Consider the following 19177-nt stretch of genomic DNA (forward strand, 5'->3'; position numbering starts at 1 on the left):
TCGACCTGGACGTGTACCGGCTCGGCGGCCTCGCCTGGCTCGAGGGCCGGCCTCTCTACGTCGGGTTCACCGGCCCGCCGCTCGACCCCCAGCTGCCCTTCACCTACCCGCCGGTCGCGGCGATGCTGTTCAGCGGCCTGACCCTCGTGCCGGGAGCGCTGCAGAACCCGCTCACGGTTGCGGCCGGTTTCGTCGCGCTCACCGCGGTGTGCGTCGCGGTCGCCGGCGAGCTCCGTCCTGGTCTCAAGTGGACGGCCGGACTGCTCGCGGCGATCGGCGCGCTGGTGCTGGACCCGGTGTGGACGACGTACGGCTACGGTCAGATCAACCTGTTCCTGCTGGCGCTGGTCGTGACCGACGTGGTGCTGGTGAAGGACGAGCGCTTCCGCGGCGTGCTGATCGGCGTCGCCGCGGCGATCAAGCTGACGCCCGCGATCTTCGTGCTCTACTTCGTCGCCAGGCGCGACTGGCGGGCGGCGATCACCACGGTGGCCACGTTCGCGGGCCTCGCGGTCGCGGGATTCCTGATCGCACCAGGGGATTCGCTGCAGTACTGGCTGCGCTCGCTGCTGAACCCGGACCGCATCGGCGACATGTCGCTGTCGACCAACCAGTCGATCCGGGGCGTCCTGCGCGGCTTCGGCCTCGCACCCGGCGCCGAAACGCTGCTGTGGGCGGCACTCGCCGCGGTCGTCGTGGCCGTCGCGGTCCTCGTCGCCCGGCGGACCCGCGACGACCTCGTCGCGCTGTTCGTCGTCGCGGGCGCCGGTCTGCTGGCCTCACCGGTCTCCTGGCTGCACCACTGGGTGTGGTGCGTGCCGGTGCTGGTGTTCCTCGCCTTGCGCGGCAACGCCTGGCCGGCCTTCGCCGCCGTGTTCCTGGTGTTCGTGACCCGCCTGCACGAGTTCGACACCTACGTGTGGCTGACGGTCATCGTGCTGGGAGCGCTGGCATGTGCCCGTGGTCGTGCAGATCGCTGTAGTCCCACTCCGGCAACGGATCGGGGAACGTCCGCCACACCTGTGGCCCGGCCGCCAGCTCGGAGTCGGTGAGCAGCGCGGGATCCAGGCGACGGGCCGGCCCGGTGACGTCGAGGTCCACCCCGATGAACACCAGCTCCTGGCGTGCGGCGGGGGAGTCGAGCAGCTGACCCGGCTCGATGACCAGGTGCGGGCCCGCCTGCGACCACACGGCCAGCACGCCTGGCCGGGTCGCGATGTGGCAGAAACCCTTGCTGCGCAACACACCTTCCCAGTCCGCCAGCGCGTCCGCGAGCCGGGCGGGGTGGAACGGGCGCGACGCGCGGTAGGTGACCGACCGGATGCCGTACTCCTCGGTCTCCGGGGTGTGCCCGCCGGCCAGCTCCTGGGCCCAGCCCGGTGCCTGCGCGGCGGCGACCGGGTCGTAGCGGCCGGTGTCGAGCACGTCGGAGAGCTCGACGACGCCCCGGCGCGCGTGCAGCAGCCGTGCGGACGGGTTGAGGCGTCGCAGCACTGCGTCGAGCGTCGCTAGCTGGCCGGAGGTGACGAGGTCGGTCTTGTTCACCACCAGCACGTCGGCGAACTCGGCCTGGTCCACGAGCAGGTCGGAGACATCCCCCTTGGCCAGTTCGCGCAGGAACCCCGCCGCGTCGACCAGCGTCACCATCGTGTCGAGCCGCGCGTGGTCGGACAGGCTGGTGCCGTCGGAGAACGTCCACTCGAACGTCGCCGCGACCGGCATCGGCTCGGAGACGCCCGTCGACTCGACCAGGATCGTGTCGAACCGGCCGGAGCGCGCCAGTTCGCCGACGCTGTCGAGCAGGTCCTCGCGCAACGTGCAGCAGATGCAGCCGTTGGTGAGCTCGACGAGGCGTTCGGTGGAGCGGTCGATGAGCGCGGCGTCGATGTTGACCTCGCTCATGTCGTTCACGATCACCGCCACCCGCCTGTTCTCGCGGTTGGTGAGCACGTGGTTGAGCAGTGTGGTCTTGCCGGCTCCCAGGAAACCGGACAGCACGGTCACGGGAGTGCGCGTCACAGTTCCGACTCCTCGTGCCAGTCGGCGAACGGGTCGGCGAAGTCGAGCTCGCTGATCAGCCCGAGCTCCTCGTCGGTGACCAGGGCGTCCCTCAGCGCCGCGGTGATCCCGGCGGCGTCGGCGGACGTGGTGATCACGACCACCTCCTGGTCGCGCTCGCCCTCCCACGGCCCCAGGTTGCCCACGCGCAGCCCGGCTCCCGCGGACTCCACCCACAGGGCCGCCTCGGGCTGGCTCGCCACCCACACCCGGCCGCGGACGCGCACCACGCCGTCGAGCAGCACGTCGATGCAGTTGTGCAACCGCATGGGGTGGAACGGGCGCCGGTCGGTGAAGTGGACGACGGACACGCCGTGCGCCGCTTCCAGCGACGGCCGCCCGAACAGCAGTGAGCCGAAGCCGTCGTCGATCTCGCCGCGACGTGAGGTGGCGGGAATGGCGCCGAGCAACGTGACGACGTCGAGTTCGGGCAGCAGCTGGCGTGGCGCACCGGGCGTGAGGCGGTCGAGCACGGCGGTGAGCACCGGGTCACCAGGACCGGTCAGCACCAGCGCGTCCGCGAACTCGGCCTGTCCCACCACGACCTGCGCGACGGTCCGCTCGTCGCCCTCGGCCGCGCGCATCCCGCGGTCGGCGAGCGAGTCGGCGCCGGTCGCGTCCTCGAGCCAGGTGGTGGTGTCGATCACCGTCACGACGGCCTCGACCTCCACCTCGGTCTCGCTCAGCGCGAAGCAGACGGCCTCCGGTTCGAGCATCGGGTCGAGCTGCACGATGACCCGCCCGTCCAGCCCTTCGAGCAACGGCACGAGGTCCAGTCGCAATGTGCACGAGACGCATCCGTGCGCGAGCTCCAGCACCGTGAGCCGGCCGTCCGCCCAGCGCCGCACCACACCCTCGGCCAGGCTGCTCAGATCATGCCTGACCAGCGATGATTCCGGTGATGCCCGCCAGAGTTCGTCGGCCACGTCGTGGTGGGTGAACCCGGCTACCAATACGACCCGTGCTGCCATGACCGGGAGCCTACATGACAACGATTATCGTTTCTGAACGGACGTGGCAGCGCGGGCGTGACATGATCGAACGATGCAGGTCGAGTTCTGGGCTGACGTCATCTGTCCGTGGTGCTACATCGGCAAGGCGCGCTTCGACAAGGCGCTGGCCGGGTTCGAGCACCGCGCCGAGGTCACCGTGGTGCACCGCGCGTTCGAGCTGGATCCGGACAAGGACGGCGTCGAGTCCGTGCAGGCGATGCTCGCCACCAAGTTCGGCCCGCGCGCCGCCGAGATGGAGGACTCCGTCGCCCAGCTCGCGCGCGACGAGGGCCTCGAGTACCGGCTGGACCGGGAGGTCGGCAACACGTTCGACGTGCACCGGCTGCTGCACCTGGCGGGGGAGCGCGGCGTCCAGGCCGAGGTCCTCGACGCCGTGCTGCACGCCAACTTCGGGCAGGCACGGTCGCTGTTCACGCCCGAGTCGCTGACCGAGATCGCGACGGAGGCAGGGCTCGACGCCGCCGACGTGAAGACCGTTCTCGAAGACCCGGCGGTGTACGCCGGCGAGGTGCGGGCCGACGAGCAGCGCGCACGGGAGATCGGTGTCTCCGGCGTCCCGTTCGTGGTCGTCGCCGGACGTCTCGCCGTGGCCGGTGCGCAGCCGGCGGAACTGTTCGGGCGGGCGCTGACGCAGGCATGGGAGGCCTGAGGTGGAAGAGACCACGTTGACTGTCGAGTCCGAGAACGTCCCCGGCGCGGTCGTGCTGCGCGCCGAGGGCGAGGTTGACTCCTACACCGCGGAACTGTTGCGCGCCAAGCTTTCCGAGGCGTTCGGCGCCGGGCTCCCCGTGGTGCTGGACCTCAGCGCCGTCGAGTTCTTCGCGTCGGCCGGCCTCTCGGTGCTCGTGGAGTACCACCTGATCGGCGAGGACCGCGGCGTCCCGTTGCGCCTGGTGTCGCCCAGGGGCAGCGTGCTGCGCGCGCTGAAGGCCACCACGCTGACCGAGACCCTCGACCTGTACCTCGACCTGGACGCGGCGTTGCGTGCCTGACCTGCCGTCCCGGCCGATGCCGGCCGGCTTCGTGCTGGACCGCACCAAGGTCGTGGTCGCGATCGCGGCGGGCCTCGTCAGCGGTCTCGCCGTCACGCTGACCGGCCACGGCGAGTTCGGCCTGCTGGTCGGCTGGGACGTCGCGACCCTGGTGTACCTCGTGCGGGCGTGGCTGGTCATCTGGCCGATGCACGCCGAGGAGACCGCCCAGCACGCCGTCCGCAACGACCCCACCCGCCGGGTGGCCGAGGTCGTGCTGATCGTGGCGGCGTTGGCGAGCCTGGTGTCCGTGGGCTTCGTGCTGGCCCGTGCGGCACACACGAGCGGCGCGTCCGAACTGCTGCGCGTCGGGCTGGGCGTGCTGTCCGTGGTGCTGTCGTGGACCGTGGTGCACACGATCTTCACCCTGCGCTATGCGCGGCTCTACTACTACGGCGCCGACGGCGGCATCGACTTCAACCAGCCCGAACCGCCGGACTACGGCGACTTCGCGTACGTCGCGTTCAGCATCGGCATGACGTTCCAGGTGTCCGACACGAGCCTGTCCTGCCGCGAAATGCGCCGCACGGCACTGAAGCACTCCCTGCTGTCGTACCTGTTCGGCACCGGCGTGCTGGCCACGACGATCAACCTGGTCGCGAGCATCAGCAGTCAGTGATCACGCCGGGTGCTCCGCGATGAGCACCAGCGCGTCGAGCACCCGCCACCAGTCGTGCTCGCCCGCCTCGTGCCCGAGCGCCTCCGTGAGCAGGACGCACGCGCCGATCAGCCGCGCGGCCACGTCCTGAGGGTCCTGGCCCGACTTCTCGGCGAGAGCGGCGGCGGTCGCCCGGAAACGCCTGCTCCTGCTCAGCTTCACCACGCTCTGAGGCGTGGGTCCGGCCGTCGCCAGCGGGTCCGACGAGAACCCGATCGACAGCTCGGTGCCGAGCGCGGACGCGAGTCTGCCCAACGCGTTCGTCGTCGGGTTCCCCCTGCCGTTCTCCAGGTTCGCGATGTAGGGCACGGACAGCCCGGCGTCGGCGGCGACCGAGGCGACGGTCCGGCCCGACGCCTGCCGCAGCGCGCGCAGTCTCGGCCCGATGGGCTCGTTCGGCACGACCGCTCCTATCTTGACAGAACACTTCAAGTAGCGCTCCTATTCTCTCAAGACTACTACCTGGGGGTGGGCAGTGCTCGAAGCGCTGAAGGTCCGTGATTTCCGGTTGCTGTGGATCGGGCGAACGGTGAGCCTGCTGGGCTCGTGGCTGCTGGTGATCGCGATCCCGGCCCACGTGTACGCGCTCACCGGTTCCCTGCTCGCGACCGGTCTCACGCTGGTCGCCGAGTACCTGCCGCCGCTGCTGTTCGGCCCGTTCGCGGGCGTGGTGGCCGACCGCTGGGACCGCAGGAGGGTGATGATCACCGCGGACCTGTTCCGCGCCGCCGCGGTCGCGCTGATGCTGTTCGCGACGGCCGGGCACTCGCTCTGGCTGGTCTACGCCGCGCTGATCGCGGAGAGCACGGGCGCCGTGCTGTTCCGCCCGGCCGCACAGGCGCAGGTCCCGGCCATCGTCGGCACCGGCAGAGGCCTGAGCAGCGCGAACTCGCTGAACGCGGCCGTCGACGGCACGGTCCGCCTCGTTGCGCCGCCACTGGGTGCGGTGATCCTGACGTTCGCCGGCTTCCAGACGCTCATCTGGATCGACGTCGCGAGCTATCTCGTGTCGGCCGTCGCGATCGCGTCGACCAGGCGCACCACGGCGCGGGCGGTGAGCAAGCGGGTGCTCGCCGATCTCGCCGGCGGCTGGAAGGTGTTGCGGGGCCTGCCGATCGCGAGGGCACTGCTGCCGTTGACGGCGGTGTTCCTCATGGCGAACGCCTCGCTCAGCGCGCTGCTCGTGCCGTTCGGCATCCGGCAACTCGGTGGCAGCGAACAGATCGGGCTCGTGGTGTCCGCACTCGGCGCCGGGTTCCTGCTCGGCGCCGTGGTGATCCGCGGGCTGGTCGACCGGGTGCGGCCGCGGCTCCTGCTCGCGGCGAGCCAGCTGGCGACCGCCGTGGCGTTCCTCGTGCTCTTCAGCTCGACCTCGCTGGTCGTCGCGCTGCCCGCCGGTGTCGCGATCGGCGTGTTCGGCTCGATGACGCTCGTGACACCGCAGACGGCGTTGCAGCGGGCGGTGCCGAACGAGGCGCTCGGCCGGATCAGCGCGGTGTTCCTGACCGCGGAGGCGCTGGCGACGTTGATCGGCGCACTGGCCGGACCGCTGCTGGCGCAGGCGGTGTCGCTGTCCGCCGCCGTGGTGGTCGCCTGCGTGGTCACCGCGGGCGGCGCGCTGGCGGGACTCGCGGTGATGCCCCGCGTGGCTCAGGCAGAATGCGTGGTGTGAGCCTGGAGAAGCTGACCGTGGACCTGCACCCGATCTTCCGCAGCGACCAGGACATCGCCCAGGCCGTCCGCAACGCGCTGTTCCGCGCGGCCGGTCAGAAGGTGCCCCTGGTCGAGATCATCACGGGCAAGGGGTCCGGCAAGCTCCAGAGCCGCGTGCTCGCGATGCTGAAGCAGCCGCACGTGAAGAAGCTCTACCGGCGCGTGGAAATCGCGCCGGGCAACGACGGAATGGTGCTGGTGCACTTGAAGTAGAGCTCAGCCCTGGCTGGTGCGCCGCATCACGCGGTCGAGCAGCTCGGCCTCCTCGCGGCTCTCCTGGTCGTCCGTGGTGAGGGCGAGCAGGAAGATGATGACCACGCTGACGCCGGCGCCGCCGATGATCAGCGACGTGATCAGCTCCTGCGAGTTGCCGACGACGATCGACGCGCTGTGGTCGTGCGCCATGCTCATGGCGTACATGCCGGTGTAGTGCATGCCCGTGACGGCGACGCCCATCACCAGGGCGGCGCCGATGACGGCCAGCAGGCCGCTGACCTTCCGCGTGAACCACAGCGCGACGGTCGAGGCGACCACGGCGATCACGACGGACAGTGCCACGAGACCGGGGTTGTAGCTGACGTCGGCGTTGATCACGATCGCGGACATGCCGGTGTAGTGCATCGCGGCGACGCCGAGCCCGGTGACGAGCCCGCCCGCGGCGAGAGGCCAGAAGCGCGTGTCGCCGTTGATGCCGTAGCGCCGCACGAGGAAGAGGCCGGCGGCGACGACCACGATGGCGACGATCATGCTCAGCAACGTGATCGGGATGTCGTAGGAGACGTTCGCGCCCATCCACGTGCCGAGCATCGCGGTGAAGTGCATGCCCCAGATGCCGAGCCCGCCGATCGACACCGCGGCGACGCCGATCCACCAGTTGCGCGTCGTCCTGGTCGCGTGCCGCGCTCGTTCCGCGGACAGGAGACCCAGGACGGAGCCGAGGAACGCCACGGCATAGGCGGCGAGCGGCGTGAAGGTCCCCATGTCCATGAGCGAGATGAAAACATTTCAAATCTATTGGACACAAGGCTGTTGTGGACAATGAAATCCACTAACACGAAGGGCGACCGGCCGGGCACGCGCAGTGCACCAAAACCGTCCACATAGGACTACAGTGCGTCTACGCGGACAGCGATCTGGCCGGTTGAGCGAGCATTCGCTGGGCGCGCGGGAAATCACGCAGCTGCGCGGCGAGCAGTTCCAGCGCGGGCTCCAGCACCTGCGACGGCACCCCGCGGGCGTCGAGCACCGCGCCGGTCCACGAGAGGAACTCGCGGAACAACGCGTCGTCGTCCACGTACAGCGCGGTCGCGAGGTAGTCCACGATGTGCGCCAGGTCCTCGGCCGTGTGCTGCCGCTGTTCGTCGCTGTAGGTCCGCATGGCGGGCACACGGTCCTCGAGCCCCCGGTACACCGACCGCACGAGGTCGCGTGCGCTGCGGGACACCAGCGTGTACTCCTGGTCCGCGAGGTGCGGCAGGTCGTCGACGGGCTGATGGGGCGTGCCCGGCGCCGTCAGCGTCCGGGACAGCAGCATGTCGGCCGCGGACCGGGCGTCGGCGGCCCAGGCGTTCGCGCCGAACCGCCGCGCGTACGCACCGTCCACGCCGAACGCCGCGCCGCCCACCATCACCGGCACGCCGGTCGCCTGGCACGCCGTCATCGTGGAGTGCGCCACCGGCAGCCGGGTGGCGATCGAGCTCGACAGCGCCACCACGTCCGGACCCGTGCGGTGCAGGTAGGTGATGAGGTGCGGCGTGGGCACCTGCGCGCCCAGGTAGTCGACGGCGAAACCGCGCAACGACAACACTTCCGCGAGCAGGCGCGCGGGCAGCGCGTGCCACTCGCCGTCGACGCAGGCCACCGTCACGCGTCCGTGCTCCGGTTGCCGCCGGGGCTTGGTGATCGACAGCGCGGTGACGGCGCGGTCGTTGATGGCGGTGATCGCGTGCTCCTGGGCCACGCTGATCCGGTTCGCGGCCCACTCCCGGCCCACCCGGTGCTGCACCGCGCCGATCACGTCGAGCAGCACGGTCTCGTGGCCCAGCTCGGCGGCGGCGTCCAGCACGACGTCCGCCGCGAGGTGCTCGTCGCCGGCGAACGCGGCCTCCCACAGGGCGTCGGCCGTGGTCACCACCCTGTTCAAGAAGACCTCCTGCGCGGCGCGGTGATCGAGAGGACCGCCATGTCGTCGTGCTCGTTCTGGCCGACCCACTGCGCGGCGAGCATGTGCACGTGTTCGACCAGCGCCTCGGCCGGCATGCCGCCGCAGGCCGTCAGGGCGCGGCGCAGGCGTTCCTCGCCGAACTCCTCGTCGCCCAGCGGGCCACCGTGGGCCTCGGTGATGCCGTCGGTGTAGAGCAGGCACGAGTCACCGGGCGCCAGCACCACCTCGTCGGTCGACGTCATGATCCGCGGCAGGATGCCGACGAGCGTGCCCTTCGTCCTGGCCGCCTCGACCTGGCCGTCCGCCCGCACGATCAACGGCGGCAGGTGCCCGCCCGAGGTCAGCTTCACGCGGAGACCTTCGTCCACCGGCCGCACGGTGCCGACGACGGTGGTGATGAAACGGGACTTGTCCGTCGTGAGCAGCGCCTGGTTGAGGGCGTGCAGCATCTGGTCGTGGTCGGTGACGACCTGCAGGAGCGCGTGCACGGCCGTGCGCACCTTGCCGGTCTGCGCCGCCGCGTCGAGCCCCTTGCCGCAGACGTCGCCGAGCACGACGAACAGCTCGTCGTCCGGCAGCTCGTGCACGTCGTAGAAGTCGCCGCCGACGCGTTCGGTGTCGGCCGCCGCGCGGTAGCGGCCGGCCAGTTCGACGTGCTCGTAGCGGCGCAGCGTGGGCGGCAGCAGGTCGTTGGTCAGCCGTTCGGTGATCACGGCCTGCTGGGTGAACAGGCTCGCCGCCGAGATCGCCACGCCCGCCCGTGAGGCGAACAGCCGCGCGAACGCCTCTTCGTCCTCGGTGAAGTGCGCGTCGCGGCGCATGAGGATCAACGCACCCGCCGGCACGCCGTGCCCCGGCAGCGGAGTCACGACGATCGACGACACGTCGCCCGCCAGCCAGTCCGGCGCCGCGGCCGGGTCGATCCACCGCGACGGCACCGGCGGGAACCCGCGCAGCGCCTCGCTGAGCCCGATCACGGCCTCGACGTCGACGTGCCGCAGTTCGTAGGTCGGCGCCTCACCCCGGCGGCAGCGCGTGACGGGGTGCCCGTCGCCCGACCGCGGCGCGATCACCAGGACCTCGTCCGCGAGGTGCTCGGCGGCCATCTCGGCCACGACGGTCATGCAGCGCTCGGGGTTGAGCGACGTCATCAGGGCGCTGGACACCCGTGACAGCAGTGCGGCCCGTTCCCGTTCCAGCACCAGGTCGGTCTCGTCGAGCAGCCACCAGGTGACCGAGTCGTCCTCGTTGTCGACCCGGTGCGTGGTGTAGCTGCGTTCCGCGATGTGCACGGACTCGCCGTGCCGCCATTGCGACGGCGAGACCTGTTCGGGGATGAGCGATTTTGCGGCGTCGTTCATGCCGTGCACCGCACCGACGGCGTCAACGACGAGGGCGGGACACGGAGCACGCAACCAGCTGGAAACCGTGACCACGCTGCGATTGTCTCACCCGAAGCCGATCAAGAACAACGTTTGAGACCTCCCCGAGCGGGGTACTGGTCCTCATGGGACGGTCACAAGATCACCCGGCCGGTGATGCCGGTCACGGAGTTCCCGCCCACCCAGATCTCGCCGCCGTCCTGCGAGAGGTGCACCCGGCCCCGGCGGCCGAGCGCGGTGCCCTGGGCCGCGACGTAGCGCTGCCGGGCGATCCCCGCCGGGATGAGCCACTGCGCGATCGACGCGTTGAGGCTGCCCGTCACCGGATCTTCCTCGAACCGGCCGCCCTCGTTGATGAACGCCCGCACCTCGAACGCCGCCTCGCCACCGTCGGGGTGCGGCCCGACCACCCCGATGCCCGTGAACTCACCGAACCGCTGGTAGTCGGGCCGCAACGCCAGCACGGCCGCGGCCGAGTGCAGCAGCACGGCGACCCACCCAGGCCCGTTGTCGGCCCACTGCGCACCGGCGATCTCCTCCGGTGTGATCGCCAGCGCCGCGGCGAGAGCCGAGTGGTCCTCGACCGGACCGCCGCGCAGCAGCGGTGGGGCGGCGAACGCCAGCCGCGAGCCGTCGCGGCGCACCTCCACCAGACCGGCACCGCATTCCTGCACCAGCCGGTCCGGGTCGCGCGGGGTGTTCCCGGCGGCCAGCCACGCGTGGGCCGATCCGAGCGTCGGGTGGCCCGCGAAAGGCAGCTCGCGGCTCACCGTGAAAATTCGTAGCCGATAGTCGGCGGCGGGGTTCTCCGGAGGGAGGAGGAACGTCGTCTCCGCGAGGTTCGTCCAGTTCGCGAACGCCGCCATCTGCTCGGTGGTGAGGCCTTCCGCGTCGTGCACGACCGCGAGCGCGTTGCCTTTGGTGAACTCGTCGGTGAACACGTCGACCTGGCTGAACGTCCGCATACGGTCAAGGTAGTGGTGTGGCCCGGAAGGTTGCCGGGGGAATGTGCGGTCAGACGGGTGCATCGTGGTGTCGCCCCCACGTCCTCGTACGGTTGTACGGGGGCGTGGGGGCGGCGCCGCGAGGTGCCCTGCTGAGCGTGCATTCGCTCGCCAACGGGCCGGGTCGCACCACTAGTCAATGGTGCGTGTCGACGTCTGGTGAGTGCGCGAGGTGGTGGGCTCACACGTGGTGCCGTCCAGTTACCGGCTCTTAACCTCGATCACATGTCCTGCCTGCAATGACGGAGGCGAACACATGCGATTGAGGAACGCGCTCGTGGCACTCGCGGCGGCCACAGGTCTGGCCGCGGCATCCCTGTCGATCTCGCTCGCGGCGGTTCCGCCGCCGCAGCCCGGCACGCTCACCAAGTACGACATCACCGGTACCTACGTCAGCGGCGTGTCGTCCGGCGGCTACCTCGCCAACCAGCTCCACGTCGCGTATTCGAGCGTCTTCCAGGGCGCGGGCATCTTCTCCGCCGGCGCCTACGACTGCGCGCAGAACAACCTGAACACCGCGCTGTACGCGTGCATGGACACCTTCCAGGCGCGCAAGACGCCGGCCGAACTGGAGCAGCTGACCAGGAACCGGGCGGCGGCGGGCACTCTCGATCCGCCGCAGAACCTCTCGGGCGACCCGGTCTGGCTGTTCCACGGCAGCTCGGACAACACCGTCGCCCGTGTGGTGAACGACGATCTGGCCACTTACTACCGCGACTTCGGCGCACGGGTCGCGTACAACAACACCACCGCGGCCGGGCACGCCTGGATCAGCCCGATCGGCCCGAACGCCTGCGGTGCCACGGCTTCGCCGTACGTCAACAAGTGCGGGACCGACGTGGTCAGGGAGATGCTGGGACACCTGACCGGTCCGGTGAACGCGGCCGCCTCGACGTTGTCCGGCAAGCTCGTCCAGTTCGACCAGAACGCCTACGTGCCCGGCGGCAACGCGGCGTCGATCAGCATGGGACGCGAGGGTTTCGCCTACGTGCCACGGTCGTGCGAGACGGGGCCGTGCAAGCTGATGGTCACGCTCCACGGCTGCTACCAGTACTTCGGGCTGATCGGCAACGCGTTGATGGACAAGGCGTACCTCAACGAGTACGCCGACACCAACAACATGATCGTGCTCTACCCGCAGGCCACCACGATGACCGGGAATCCGCGCGGCTGCTGGGACTGGTGGGGTTACCAGTCGCCGCAGTACGCGCTGAAGACCGGTCCGCAGATGACGGCCGTCATGAACATGGTCAAGGCCTTGAGCGCCGGAGGACCACCGCCCACCACAACGACCACGACCACCACCACGCCGCCGACCTCTGACTGCGTCACCGCCAGCAACTACGCCCACACCGTCGCCGGTCGCGCCTACGTCACGCTGGGCCAGACCTACGCGCTGGGCTCCAACCAGTCGCTGGGGCTGTGGAACACCTTCACCACCAGCACCGTCCGGCAGACCTCGCCGAACCACTGGGTGAAGTGCTGACCGGCTGAGCTCCGGGGTGGCGGCGAGCACCGCCACCCCGGACCCGTCAGCAGTGGTCGAACGCGTACCCGGACTGGCCCGGCCCGACGAGGTAGCGGTCGCGCAACGTCGTGGTGGCAGGGGTGTCCGGGTCGTTGCACACGTCCTCGAACGTGCCGCGCAGGTCATCGGTGTACTCGACGTCCATCACGTGCTCGAGGTATACGTCCGAATAGGACGAACACTCCTCCCACCGGTGGCACTCCTCGGAGACCGCGAAGTCGAACCCGACTTCGGAGCGTCCGCGGGCCGCCTGTTCGGCGGAGTTCTTCTGGCCGATCGCGAGGCCCTTGGCGTGCGAGCGGTCGGCGAGCAGCTTCGCGTAGGCGAGGTTGTTGTTCACGCTCAGCTTGCCGCGGGAGCGCAGGTAGGAGTCGAGGTTGTCCACCTCGACGGCCTTGAAGCCCTTGGCGGCGCACTGGTCGATGGTGCGGCCGATGATCGAGGCGAGCTCGGTGCGCTTCGCCGCGGTCGACGTGTCGAGCAGGAACTCGTCCGGCCAGTTCGGGTCGATGATCGGCCTGCCGGACGAGTCCTTGAGCACCAGGTGGCCGCGCTGGTTCAGCCAGACGTCGCGGTCCCCGGGCTGGGACTGGAACCCGTTGACGTAACAGATGTTGTAGACACCGGCGGCGGGCGAGGCGGTGCTGTCGCGGGTCACCAGGTTCACGCCCTGTGGCGGCGTGTACGCGGCACCGAGCTGGTAGTCGAGCACCGCGCCGACCGGGGGCAGTTCGATGGCCGCCGCCGAGATGCCGTCGGCCTGACTGGACGAGGCCAGTGGCCCGGCGACGCAGGCCGCGAGGGCGAGTGCGGCGAGGGCGGTCCCGGTGAGGGCGCGCGCAGGGGAGGTCATAAGCGCCTGACTCCTTGATCGCTCACGAAAGGTGATTGGGTCTGAGCGATTGTAGCGAGAACAGGCACTGAAGGCCAGAAAGCAATCTCATCCGGTCAGAATGCTTGCTTGTTTGAGCGATTTCCGCTTAGGGTCCCCCACCACAGAGCCGCCCCCACCCCTGAGGAGTCGACATGGCACACGGCAGAGGGCTGAGTCGCCGGACGGTGCTGACGATGGGCGCCGCACTGGTCATGACGGCGGCCTGCGGAACGGGTTCCGGCGGCGACGGCAAGGTGAAGGTGTGGCACGGCTACACCGACAAGGAGGCCGCGGCGTTCGACAAGCTCGCCGCGCGCTGGAACACCACGCACCCCGACCTGCAGGTCGAGCTGGTCTTCAACGGCGGCAACGACAACGCGCTGCAGAAGACGCTGGCGTCGTTCGCTTCGGGCAACCCGCCGGAGGTCGCCTACCAGTACGGCTCCTCGATCACCGGGCTCACCGGCCGCCCGCAGACCCAGGACCTCACCGACCTGCTGCGCGGCGACGCGGCGTTCGACTGGGACGACCTCTTCCCGGCGGGCTGCGAGGCCGCGACCGTCGACGGCAAGGTCTACGGCGTCCCCGCGCTCGTCGACAACCTTTCGCTCGTCTACAACAAGAAGCTGTTCGACGAGGCCGGGATCGCGCACCCCACCGAGACCTGGACGTGGGACGACTTTCGGTCCGCGGCGCGGAAGCTCAGCGGTGACGGCCGGTTCGGCTGGGCCTACGTCAACGACGGCACCGAGGACACGGTGTGGCGGTTCCTCGCGCTGCTGTGGCAGGCCGGTGGCGACCTGCTGTCCGCGGACGGCAAGAAGGCCGCGTTCGCCTCGGACGCCGGCACGCAGGCCATGCAGCTGTTGCGCGACATGGCCGTCACGGACAAGTCGGTGTACCTGGACGCGGGCGACCAGCAGTACCTCAACCTCTTCAACTCCGGCCGGATCGGGATGCTCTGGACCGGGCCGTGGGACCTCGGCTCGATCAACGAGGACGTGTCGTACGGCGTGCAGGTCCTGCCGGGCAAGGTCACCCACGCGACGATCGCGGGCCCGGACACCTTCGTCGTGTTCGGTGAGAACGGCCGCACGAACGCCCTGCCGTTCCTGAAGTGGCTGCTCTCCGCGGAGATCCACCTCGAGTTCGCGATGGAGACCGGCCCCTGCCGATCCGGCAGTCCGAGGTGGATCTCTCCGGCTATGCCGAGTTCGAGGCCAAGTACCCCGGCACCAAGGTGTTCGTCGACAACCTCGCGAAGAACGTCACGAAGTCCCGGCCGAACATCCCGCAGTACCCGAAGATCTCGCAGGTGCTCGGCACCGCCGTGCAGTCGGTCCTGCTCGGCCAGGCCGAACCGCGGGCCGCGCTCGACCAGGCCCGCGGCGAGGTCGACCAGGCGCTGGCGGGCTCATGACGCTCGACCGGCGCAGACTCGCCGACCACGCGGCCGGGTGGGGGTTCGCCGCCCCCGCCGTGGTGCTGATCGGGGTGTTCGGGCTCGTCCCCGTCGTGTGGTCGTTCGTGCTCTCCTTCCAGCACACCGATCTCACCTCGCCCGGCACGTTCGCGGGTGGCGACAACTACGCGAAGCTCGTCGCCGACCCGCTGTTCTGGGACGCCGCCCGCCGCACGATCGTCTACGTGGCGCTGTTCGTGCCGGTCACGCTCGCGCTCGCGTTGCCGATCGCGGTGATGCTCAACCAGGCGATCCGCGGCGTCGTGCTGTACCGGCTCGCCGTGTCCGTGCCGCTGGTGACCTCGACGGTCGCGACCGGCATCATGTTCAGCTGGCTGGCGAACCCGCAGTTCGGGCTGGTCAACGCGGCGCTGGACGCCGCGGGCCTGCCGAAGCAGGGCTTCTTCTCCGATCCGGGCCAGGCGTTGTTCGCCGTGGTGGCGATGACGGTGTGGGGCTGGCTCGGGTTCGCGGTCATCATCTACCTGGCGGCGCTGCAGAACGTGCCGAAGGACCTGATCGAGGCGTCCTCCCTGGACGGCTGCGGCCGCGTGCGGTCGTTCTGGCACGTCGAGCTGCCGCTGGTGTCACCCGCCACCGGCTTCCTGCTGGTGTGGCTCACGATCAACGGCCTGCAGCTCTTCGACGCCGTGTACGTGACGACCAAGGGCGGGCCGCTGCGCGCGACCACCGTGCTCGTCTACCACCTCTACAACGAGGCCTTCGTGAGCTTCGACGGCGGTTACGCGGCGGCCATCGGCTGCGCGGTGTTCCTGCTGATCGCCGCCTTCACCCTCCTGCAGCTGCGATTCAACCGCCGGTCCCACTACGAGGTTCGATGAGAAGGCCCAGCGCACTGCACCTGGTCCTGCTGCCGCTCTCGGCGCTGATGGTCACGCCGCTGGTCTGGATGCTGCTGGTGTCGGTGTCCACCCAGGAGGAGTCGAGGCGGTTCCCTCCAGGCCTGCCGAGCGGGATCGAGTGGGAGAACTACCTCGCGGCGATGCGGGACGCGCCACTGGGTTCGTGGCTGGTCAACAGCTTCGTCGTCTCCATCGTCTGCGTGGCCGGCAACCTGCTGCTCTGCTCACTGGCGGGGTACGCCTTCGCGCGCATCCCGTTCTTCGGCGGCAGGGTCGCGTTCTTCCTGATGCTGGCGACGCTGATGGTGCCGTTCCAGATCGTCATGCTGCCGTTGCTGATCATGATGCGGGAGCTGGGGCTGGTCGACACGCTCGGTGCGCTGATCGCGCCGAACCTGGCCACCGCGTTCGGCGTGTTCCTGATGCGGCAGTTCTTCACCACGCTGCCCCGCGAGCTGGAGGAGGCCGCGCGGATCGACGGCGCGGGCAGGCTGCGGACGCTGCTGCAGGTGCTGCTGCCGTTGATGCGGCCCACCCTCGCGACCCTCGCGGTGCTCACGTTCCTGCAGACCTGGAACGACTTCCTGTGGCCGCTCATCGTCGTGCAGAGCCCGGGCACCATGACCGTCCAACTGGGACTGCAGAGCTTCCAGGGCGCGCACACCACGAACTGGCCGAAGCTCATGGCCGGCACGGTGCTCAGCCAGCTGCCCGTCCTGCTCGTCTTCTTCTTCGCCCAGCGGTTCTTCGTGCGGTCGGTGGCCGCAGCGGGCATCAAGTGACTGAACAACCAAAGGAATCCGCCATGCACAGCACCTCCGCCGCGCAGCTGCACACCACGGCCGAGATCGCGTCCCAGCCGGCCTGCTGGCGCCGGGCGATCGCCCTCGCCGCCGAACCCGGTGTGGTGGCCGCCCTTCCCGCGCCCGGCGAACGCGTCGCGGTCGTCGGCTGCGGCACGTCGTGGTTCATGGCCCAGGCCTACGCCCGGCTGCGCGAGGACGCGGGGCTGGGGGAGACCGACGCGTTCGCCGCCTCCGAGTTCCCGTTCGGCCGCACCTACGACCGGGTCGTCGCGCTGACCCGCTCGGGCACCACCACGGAGGTGATCGACGTGCTGCGGCGGCTGAACGTGCCGACGACGGCCATCGTCGGCACCCCCGGCACACCGGTGACCGAACTGGCCGATCATGTCGTCGCGCTGGAGTTCGCCGACGAGCGCTCGGTCGTGCAGACGCGGTTCGCCACCACCGCACTCGTGCTGCTGCGCGCTCATCTGGGCGAACGGCTCGACCGCGCGGTCCTCGACGCGGAGCAGGCACTGGCCGAGCCGCTGGGCGCGGACCTGGTGGAACGCAACCAGTTCACGTTCCTCGGCGGCGCGCCCTGGACGACCGGTCTCGCCGCCGAAGCGGCGCTCAAGATGCGTGAGGCATCGCTGAGCTGGGCCGAGTCCTACCCGGCCGCCGAGTACCGGCACGGGCCGATCGCCATCACCGACGAGGGCTCGCTGGTCTGGGTGCTCGGCACCCCTCCCGAGGGCCTCGGCCTCGACGTCGCCGGGGCGGGCGGCCGGTGGATCGCCCGCGACCGCGACCCGCTCGCCGAACTCGTCGCGGTGCACCGGCTCGCCGTGGAGGTGGCACTGCTGCGCGGACTCACGCCCGACACCCCGCGCAACCTCACCCGGTCGGTGATCCTGAACGGCACGCCGTGAGGGCGTTGACCGTCACGCTCAACGCGGCGCTCGACGTCACCTACCGCGTCGCCGCGCTCGTGCCGGGCGACACCCATCGCGTCTCCGACGTGGCCGTGCGCGCGGGTGGCAAGGGCGTCAACGTGGCCCGGATGCTGCGCACTCTCGGCGTCCCGGTGGTCGCCACCGGGCTCGTGGGCGGGGCGGCGGGTGCCGCGTTGCGGGAGGACCTGAGCCGATCCGACGTGCCGCACGCGATGTTCGCGATCGCGGGAGAGACCCGGCGCACGGTCACCGTCGTGACCGGCTCCGGCCAGGCGACGCTCTTCGCCGAACCGGGACCGGTCGTCACGCCCGAGGAGTGGTCGGGATTCCTCGGTCGCTACTCGGAACTCGTCGCGAACGCCGACGTGGTGGTGCTGTCCGGCTCACTGCCGCAAGGGCTCCCGGACGACGCCTACGCGACGCTCGTGCGCGCCGCACCCGTGCCGGTGGTGCTGGACGCCGGCGGACCGGCGCTGGCCCTCGGAGCCGCCGCCGGGCCCGCCGTCATCACCCCGAACCGCGGCGAGCTCGCGGCAGCGTCCGAAGTGGACGATCCACTCGCTCTCGGTGCCACGGCGGCTTTGGTGTCCGACGGTGCGCGCGGAATGACCGCTCACACCGCCGATGGCGTGTGGGCGGCGGCTCCGCCGGAGGTGATCAGCGGAAACCCGACGGGTGCCGGTGACGCCGCCGTGGCCGCGCTGGTCGCCGGCTGGGACCTGCCGTGGCCGGAACGCCTCGCCGCGGCGGTGGCGTTGTCCGCCGCGGCGGTGCGCGCCCCGCTCGCCGGCGACTTCGACCGCGCCTTCTACGACCAGCACCGGGCGGACGTCACGCCCAGACCAGTTCCAGAGGACTAGAACATGCCCTTGGGGAAGCTTCGCGAGATGATCGGCGGACCCGCGCCGGTGCCCGCGTTCAACGTGATCCAGGTCGAGCACGCCGAGGCGATCGCCGCCGCGGCCGAGGAGACCGGAAGACCCGTCGTGTTGCAGATCAGCCAGAACGCCGTGCGCTACCACGGTTCTCTGCGCCCGATCGGTGCCGCCGCGCTCTCCGTCGCCGCCGCGGCGACCGTGCCGATCGCGGTGCACCTCGACCACGCCACCTCGGAGGAGCTCGTGCGGGAGGCCGTCGAGCTCGGGTTCGGGTCGGTGATGTTCGACGCCTCCGCGTTGCCGCACGACGAGAACGTGGCCCGCACGGCGGAGGTCGTGCGCTGGTGTCACGAGGCCGGCGTCGGCGTCGAGGCGGAACTCGGTGAGATCGGCGGGAAGGACGGCGTGCACGCGCCGGGTGCGCGCACCGACCCGGACGAGGCCGCCGCGTACGTGGAGGCGACCGCGGTGGACTTCCTCGCCGTCGCCGTGGGCTCCTCGCACGCGATGCTGAGCCGCGACGCCCAGCTGGACTTCGAGCTGATCGCGTTGCTGCACAAGGCGGTGCCGGTGCCGCTGGTGCTGCACGGGTCGTCCGGTGTCGCCGACGAGAACCTCGCGGCGGCCGTGCGGGCGGGGATGTGGAAGATCAATATCGCCACGCAGCTCAACAAGCACTTCACCGCCAGCGTGCGGACCGCCCTCGACGACGACCCCGCTCTCGTCGACCCCCGGCGCTACCTCGGCGCCGGACGTGAGGCCGTGTCCGCCGAGGTCGCCCGGCTCATCCGCGTACTGAAAGGCTGAT

At 70.3% G+C, this 19177-nt stretch carries 20 protein-coding genes and 2 pseudogenes; 14 read left to right on the top strand and 8 right to left on the bottom strand.

The features are described 5' to 3' along the window. Positions 1-11: 11 nt before the first annotated feature. Positions 12-773, top strand: a pseudogene (locus tag LX88_RS14575) (glycosyltransferase 87 family protein); the annotation flags it as partial. A 157-nt stretch (positions 774-930) separates the two neighbouring features. Here the strand turns inward: LX88_RS14575 and LX88_RS14580 are convergent. Both LX88_RS14580 and LX88_RS14585 read right to left on the bottom strand, forming a co-directional pair. Continuing rightward, the gene (locus tag LX88_RS14580; RefSeq protein WP_258948308.1) at positions 931-2019 is read right to left on the bottom strand and encodes a GTP-binding protein; all 1089 of its coding nucleotides are present in this window, start codon (positions 2017-2019) and stop codon (positions 931-933) included. Further along, positions 2016-3029: a GTP-binding protein gene (locus tag LX88_RS14585; protein ID WP_258948309.1), complete on the bottom strand. Its 1014-nt coding sequence runs from the start codon at positions 3027-3029 to the stop codon at positions 2016-2018. Before LX88_RS14585 ends, LX88_RS14580 begins: the two co-directional genes overlap by 4 nt. A gap of 73 nt (positions 3030-3102) precedes the next feature. Between LX88_RS14585 and LX88_RS14590 the strand changes: the two genes are divergently transcribed. Genes LX88_RS14590 through LX88_RS14600 form a run of 3 tightly spaced genes read left to right on the top strand, consistent with a single transcriptional unit; the run spans position 3103 to position 4721 of the window. Continuing rightward, positions 3103-3720 carry a DsbA family oxidoreductase gene (locus LX88_RS14590; RefSeq protein WP_258948310.1) on the top strand — a complete coding sequence of 206 codons (618 nt, stop codon included), beginning with the start codon at positions 3103-3105 and terminating at the stop codon, positions 3718-3720. Position 3721: 1 nt separating this feature from the next. After that, on the top strand, positions 3722-4063 hold the full coding sequence (locus tag LX88_RS14595) for an anti-sigma factor antagonist (protein WP_258948311.1): 342 nt from the start codon (positions 3722-3724) through the stop codon (positions 4061-4063). Further along, positions 4056-4721 (top strand): DUF1345 domain-containing protein, encoded by a 666-nt coding sequence (locus tag LX88_RS14600; RefSeq protein ID WP_258948312.1) that lies wholly within the window; start codon positions 4056-4058, stop codon positions 4719-4721. Before LX88_RS14595 ends, LX88_RS14600 begins: the two co-directional genes overlap by 8 nt. Here the strand turns inward: LX88_RS14600 and LX88_RS14605 are convergent, their stop codons facing one another. Continuing rightward, complete coding sequence (locus LX88_RS14605; RefSeq protein ID WP_258948313.1) at positions 4722-5162, bottom strand: helix-turn-helix domain-containing protein; 441 nt, start codon at positions 5160-5162, stop codon at positions 4722-4724. 73 nt (positions 5163-5235) lie between these two features. Between LX88_RS14605 and LX88_RS14610 the strand changes: the two genes are divergently transcribed. Together LX88_RS14610 and LX88_RS14615 are read left to right on the top strand one after the other, a co-directional pair. Next, positions 5236-6432 (top strand): MFS transporter, encoded by a 1197-nt coding sequence (locus LX88_RS14610; protein WP_258948314.1) that lies wholly within the window; start codon positions 5236-5238, stop codon positions 6430-6432. Beyond that, positions 6429-6686, top strand: a complete 258-nt coding sequence (locus LX88_RS14615) for a Smr/MutS family protein (protein ID WP_258948315.1) — start codon at positions 6429-6431, stop codon at positions 6684-6686. Before LX88_RS14610 ends, LX88_RS14615 begins: the two co-directional genes overlap by 4 nt. Positions 6687-6689: 3 nt before the next feature. Here LX88_RS14615 and LX88_RS14620 read toward each other — a convergent pair whose 3' ends face one another. The 4 genes from LX88_RS14620 to LX88_RS14635 form a co-directional block, all read right to left on the bottom strand. After that, complete coding sequence (locus tag LX88_RS14620) at positions 6690-7460, bottom strand: MHYT domain-containing protein (RefSeq protein WP_258948316.1); 771 nt, start codon at positions 7458-7460, stop codon at positions 6690-6692. A gap of 130 nt (positions 7461-7590) precedes the next feature. Then, positions 7591-8607 carry a cobalamin B12-binding domain-containing protein gene (locus LX88_RS14625; protein ID WP_258948719.1) on the bottom strand — a complete coding sequence of 339 codons (1017 nt, stop codon included), beginning with the start codon at positions 8605-8607 and terminating at the stop codon, positions 7591-7593. A 5-nt stretch (positions 8608-8612) separates the two neighbouring features. After that, a complete protein-coding gene (locus LX88_RS14630) occupies positions 8613-10073 on the bottom strand; it encodes a PP2C family protein-serine/threonine phosphatase (protein WP_258948317.1) in 1461 nt (486 codons plus the stop codon). Positions 10074-10153: 80 nt separating this feature from the next. Beyond that, a complete protein-coding gene (locus LX88_RS14635; RefSeq protein ID WP_258948318.1) occupies positions 10154-10984 on the bottom strand; it encodes a PhzF family phenazine biosynthesis protein in 831 nt (276 codons plus the stop codon). Between the two features lie 295 nt (positions 10985-11279). On the opposite strand from LX88_RS14635, the gene LX88_RS14640 reads away from it, so the two are divergent. Next, the gene (locus LX88_RS14640; RefSeq protein ID WP_258948319.1) at positions 11280-12509 is read left to right on the top strand and encodes an extracellular catalytic domain type 2 short-chain-length polyhydroxyalkanoate depolymerase; all 1230 of its coding nucleotides are present in this window, start codon (positions 11280-11282) and stop codon (positions 12507-12509) included. Between the two features lie 46 nt (positions 12510-12555). On the opposite strand, the gene LX88_RS14645 is transcribed toward LX88_RS14640, so the two are convergent. Then, entirely contained in the window at positions 12556-13404 is an 849-nt protein-coding gene (locus LX88_RS14645) for an endo alpha-1,4 polygalactosaminidase (protein ID WP_258948320.1), read from the bottom strand. A 233-nt stretch (positions 13405-13637) separates the two neighbouring features. Between LX88_RS14645 and LX88_RS44590 the strand changes: the two are divergent. The 7 genes and pseudogenes from LX88_RS44590 to LX88_RS14680 form a co-directional block, all read left to right on the top strand. Then, positions 13638-14528 (top strand): annotated as a pseudogene (locus tag LX88_RS44590) (extracellular solute-binding protein); the annotation flags it as partial. A gap of 86 nt (positions 14529-14614) precedes the next feature. Further along, positions 14615-14845 carry a hypothetical protein gene (locus LX88_RS14655; RefSeq protein ID WP_258948322.1) on the top strand — a complete coding sequence of 77 codons (231 nt, stop codon included), beginning with the start codon at positions 14615-14617 and terminating at the stop codon, positions 14843-14845. Next, positions 14842-15729: a carbohydrate ABC transporter permease gene (locus tag LX88_RS14660; protein ID WP_258948323.1), complete on the top strand. Its 888-nt coding sequence runs from the start codon at positions 14842-14844 to the stop codon at positions 15727-15729. The genes LX88_RS14655 and LX88_RS14660 overlap by 4 nt, the downstream gene beginning before the upstream one ends. Before the next feature lie 161 nt (positions 15730-15890). Then, on the top strand, positions 15891-16532 hold the full coding sequence (locus LX88_RS14665; RefSeq protein ID WP_504928583.1) for a carbohydrate ABC transporter permease: 642 nt from the start codon (positions 15891-15893) through the stop codon (positions 16530-16532). A gap of 23 nt (positions 16533-16555) precedes the next feature. Continuing rightward, positions 16556-17467 (top strand): SIS domain-containing protein, encoded by a 912-nt coding sequence (locus tag LX88_RS14670; RefSeq protein WP_258948325.1) that lies wholly within the window; start codon positions 16556-16558, stop codon positions 17465-17467. Continuing rightward, positions 17464-18351, top strand: coding sequence for a 1-phosphofructokinase family hexose kinase (locus LX88_RS14675; protein WP_258948326.1), 888 nt, complete (start codon positions 17464-17466; stop codon positions 18349-18351). The genes LX88_RS14670 and LX88_RS14675 overlap by 4 nt, the downstream gene beginning before the upstream one ends. A gap of 3 nt (positions 18352-18354) precedes the next feature. Then, positions 18355-19176 (top strand): class II fructose-bisphosphate aldolase, encoded by an 822-nt coding sequence (locus LX88_RS14680; RefSeq protein WP_258948327.1) that lies wholly within the window; start codon positions 18355-18357, stop codon positions 19174-19176. The last annotated feature ends 1 nt before the right edge of the window (position 19177 follow it).

This window comes from Lentzea californiensis (assembly GCF_024648825.1).
GTDB lineage: Bacteria > Actinomycetota > Actinomycetes > Mycobacteriales > Pseudonocardiaceae > Lentzea > Lentzea californiensis.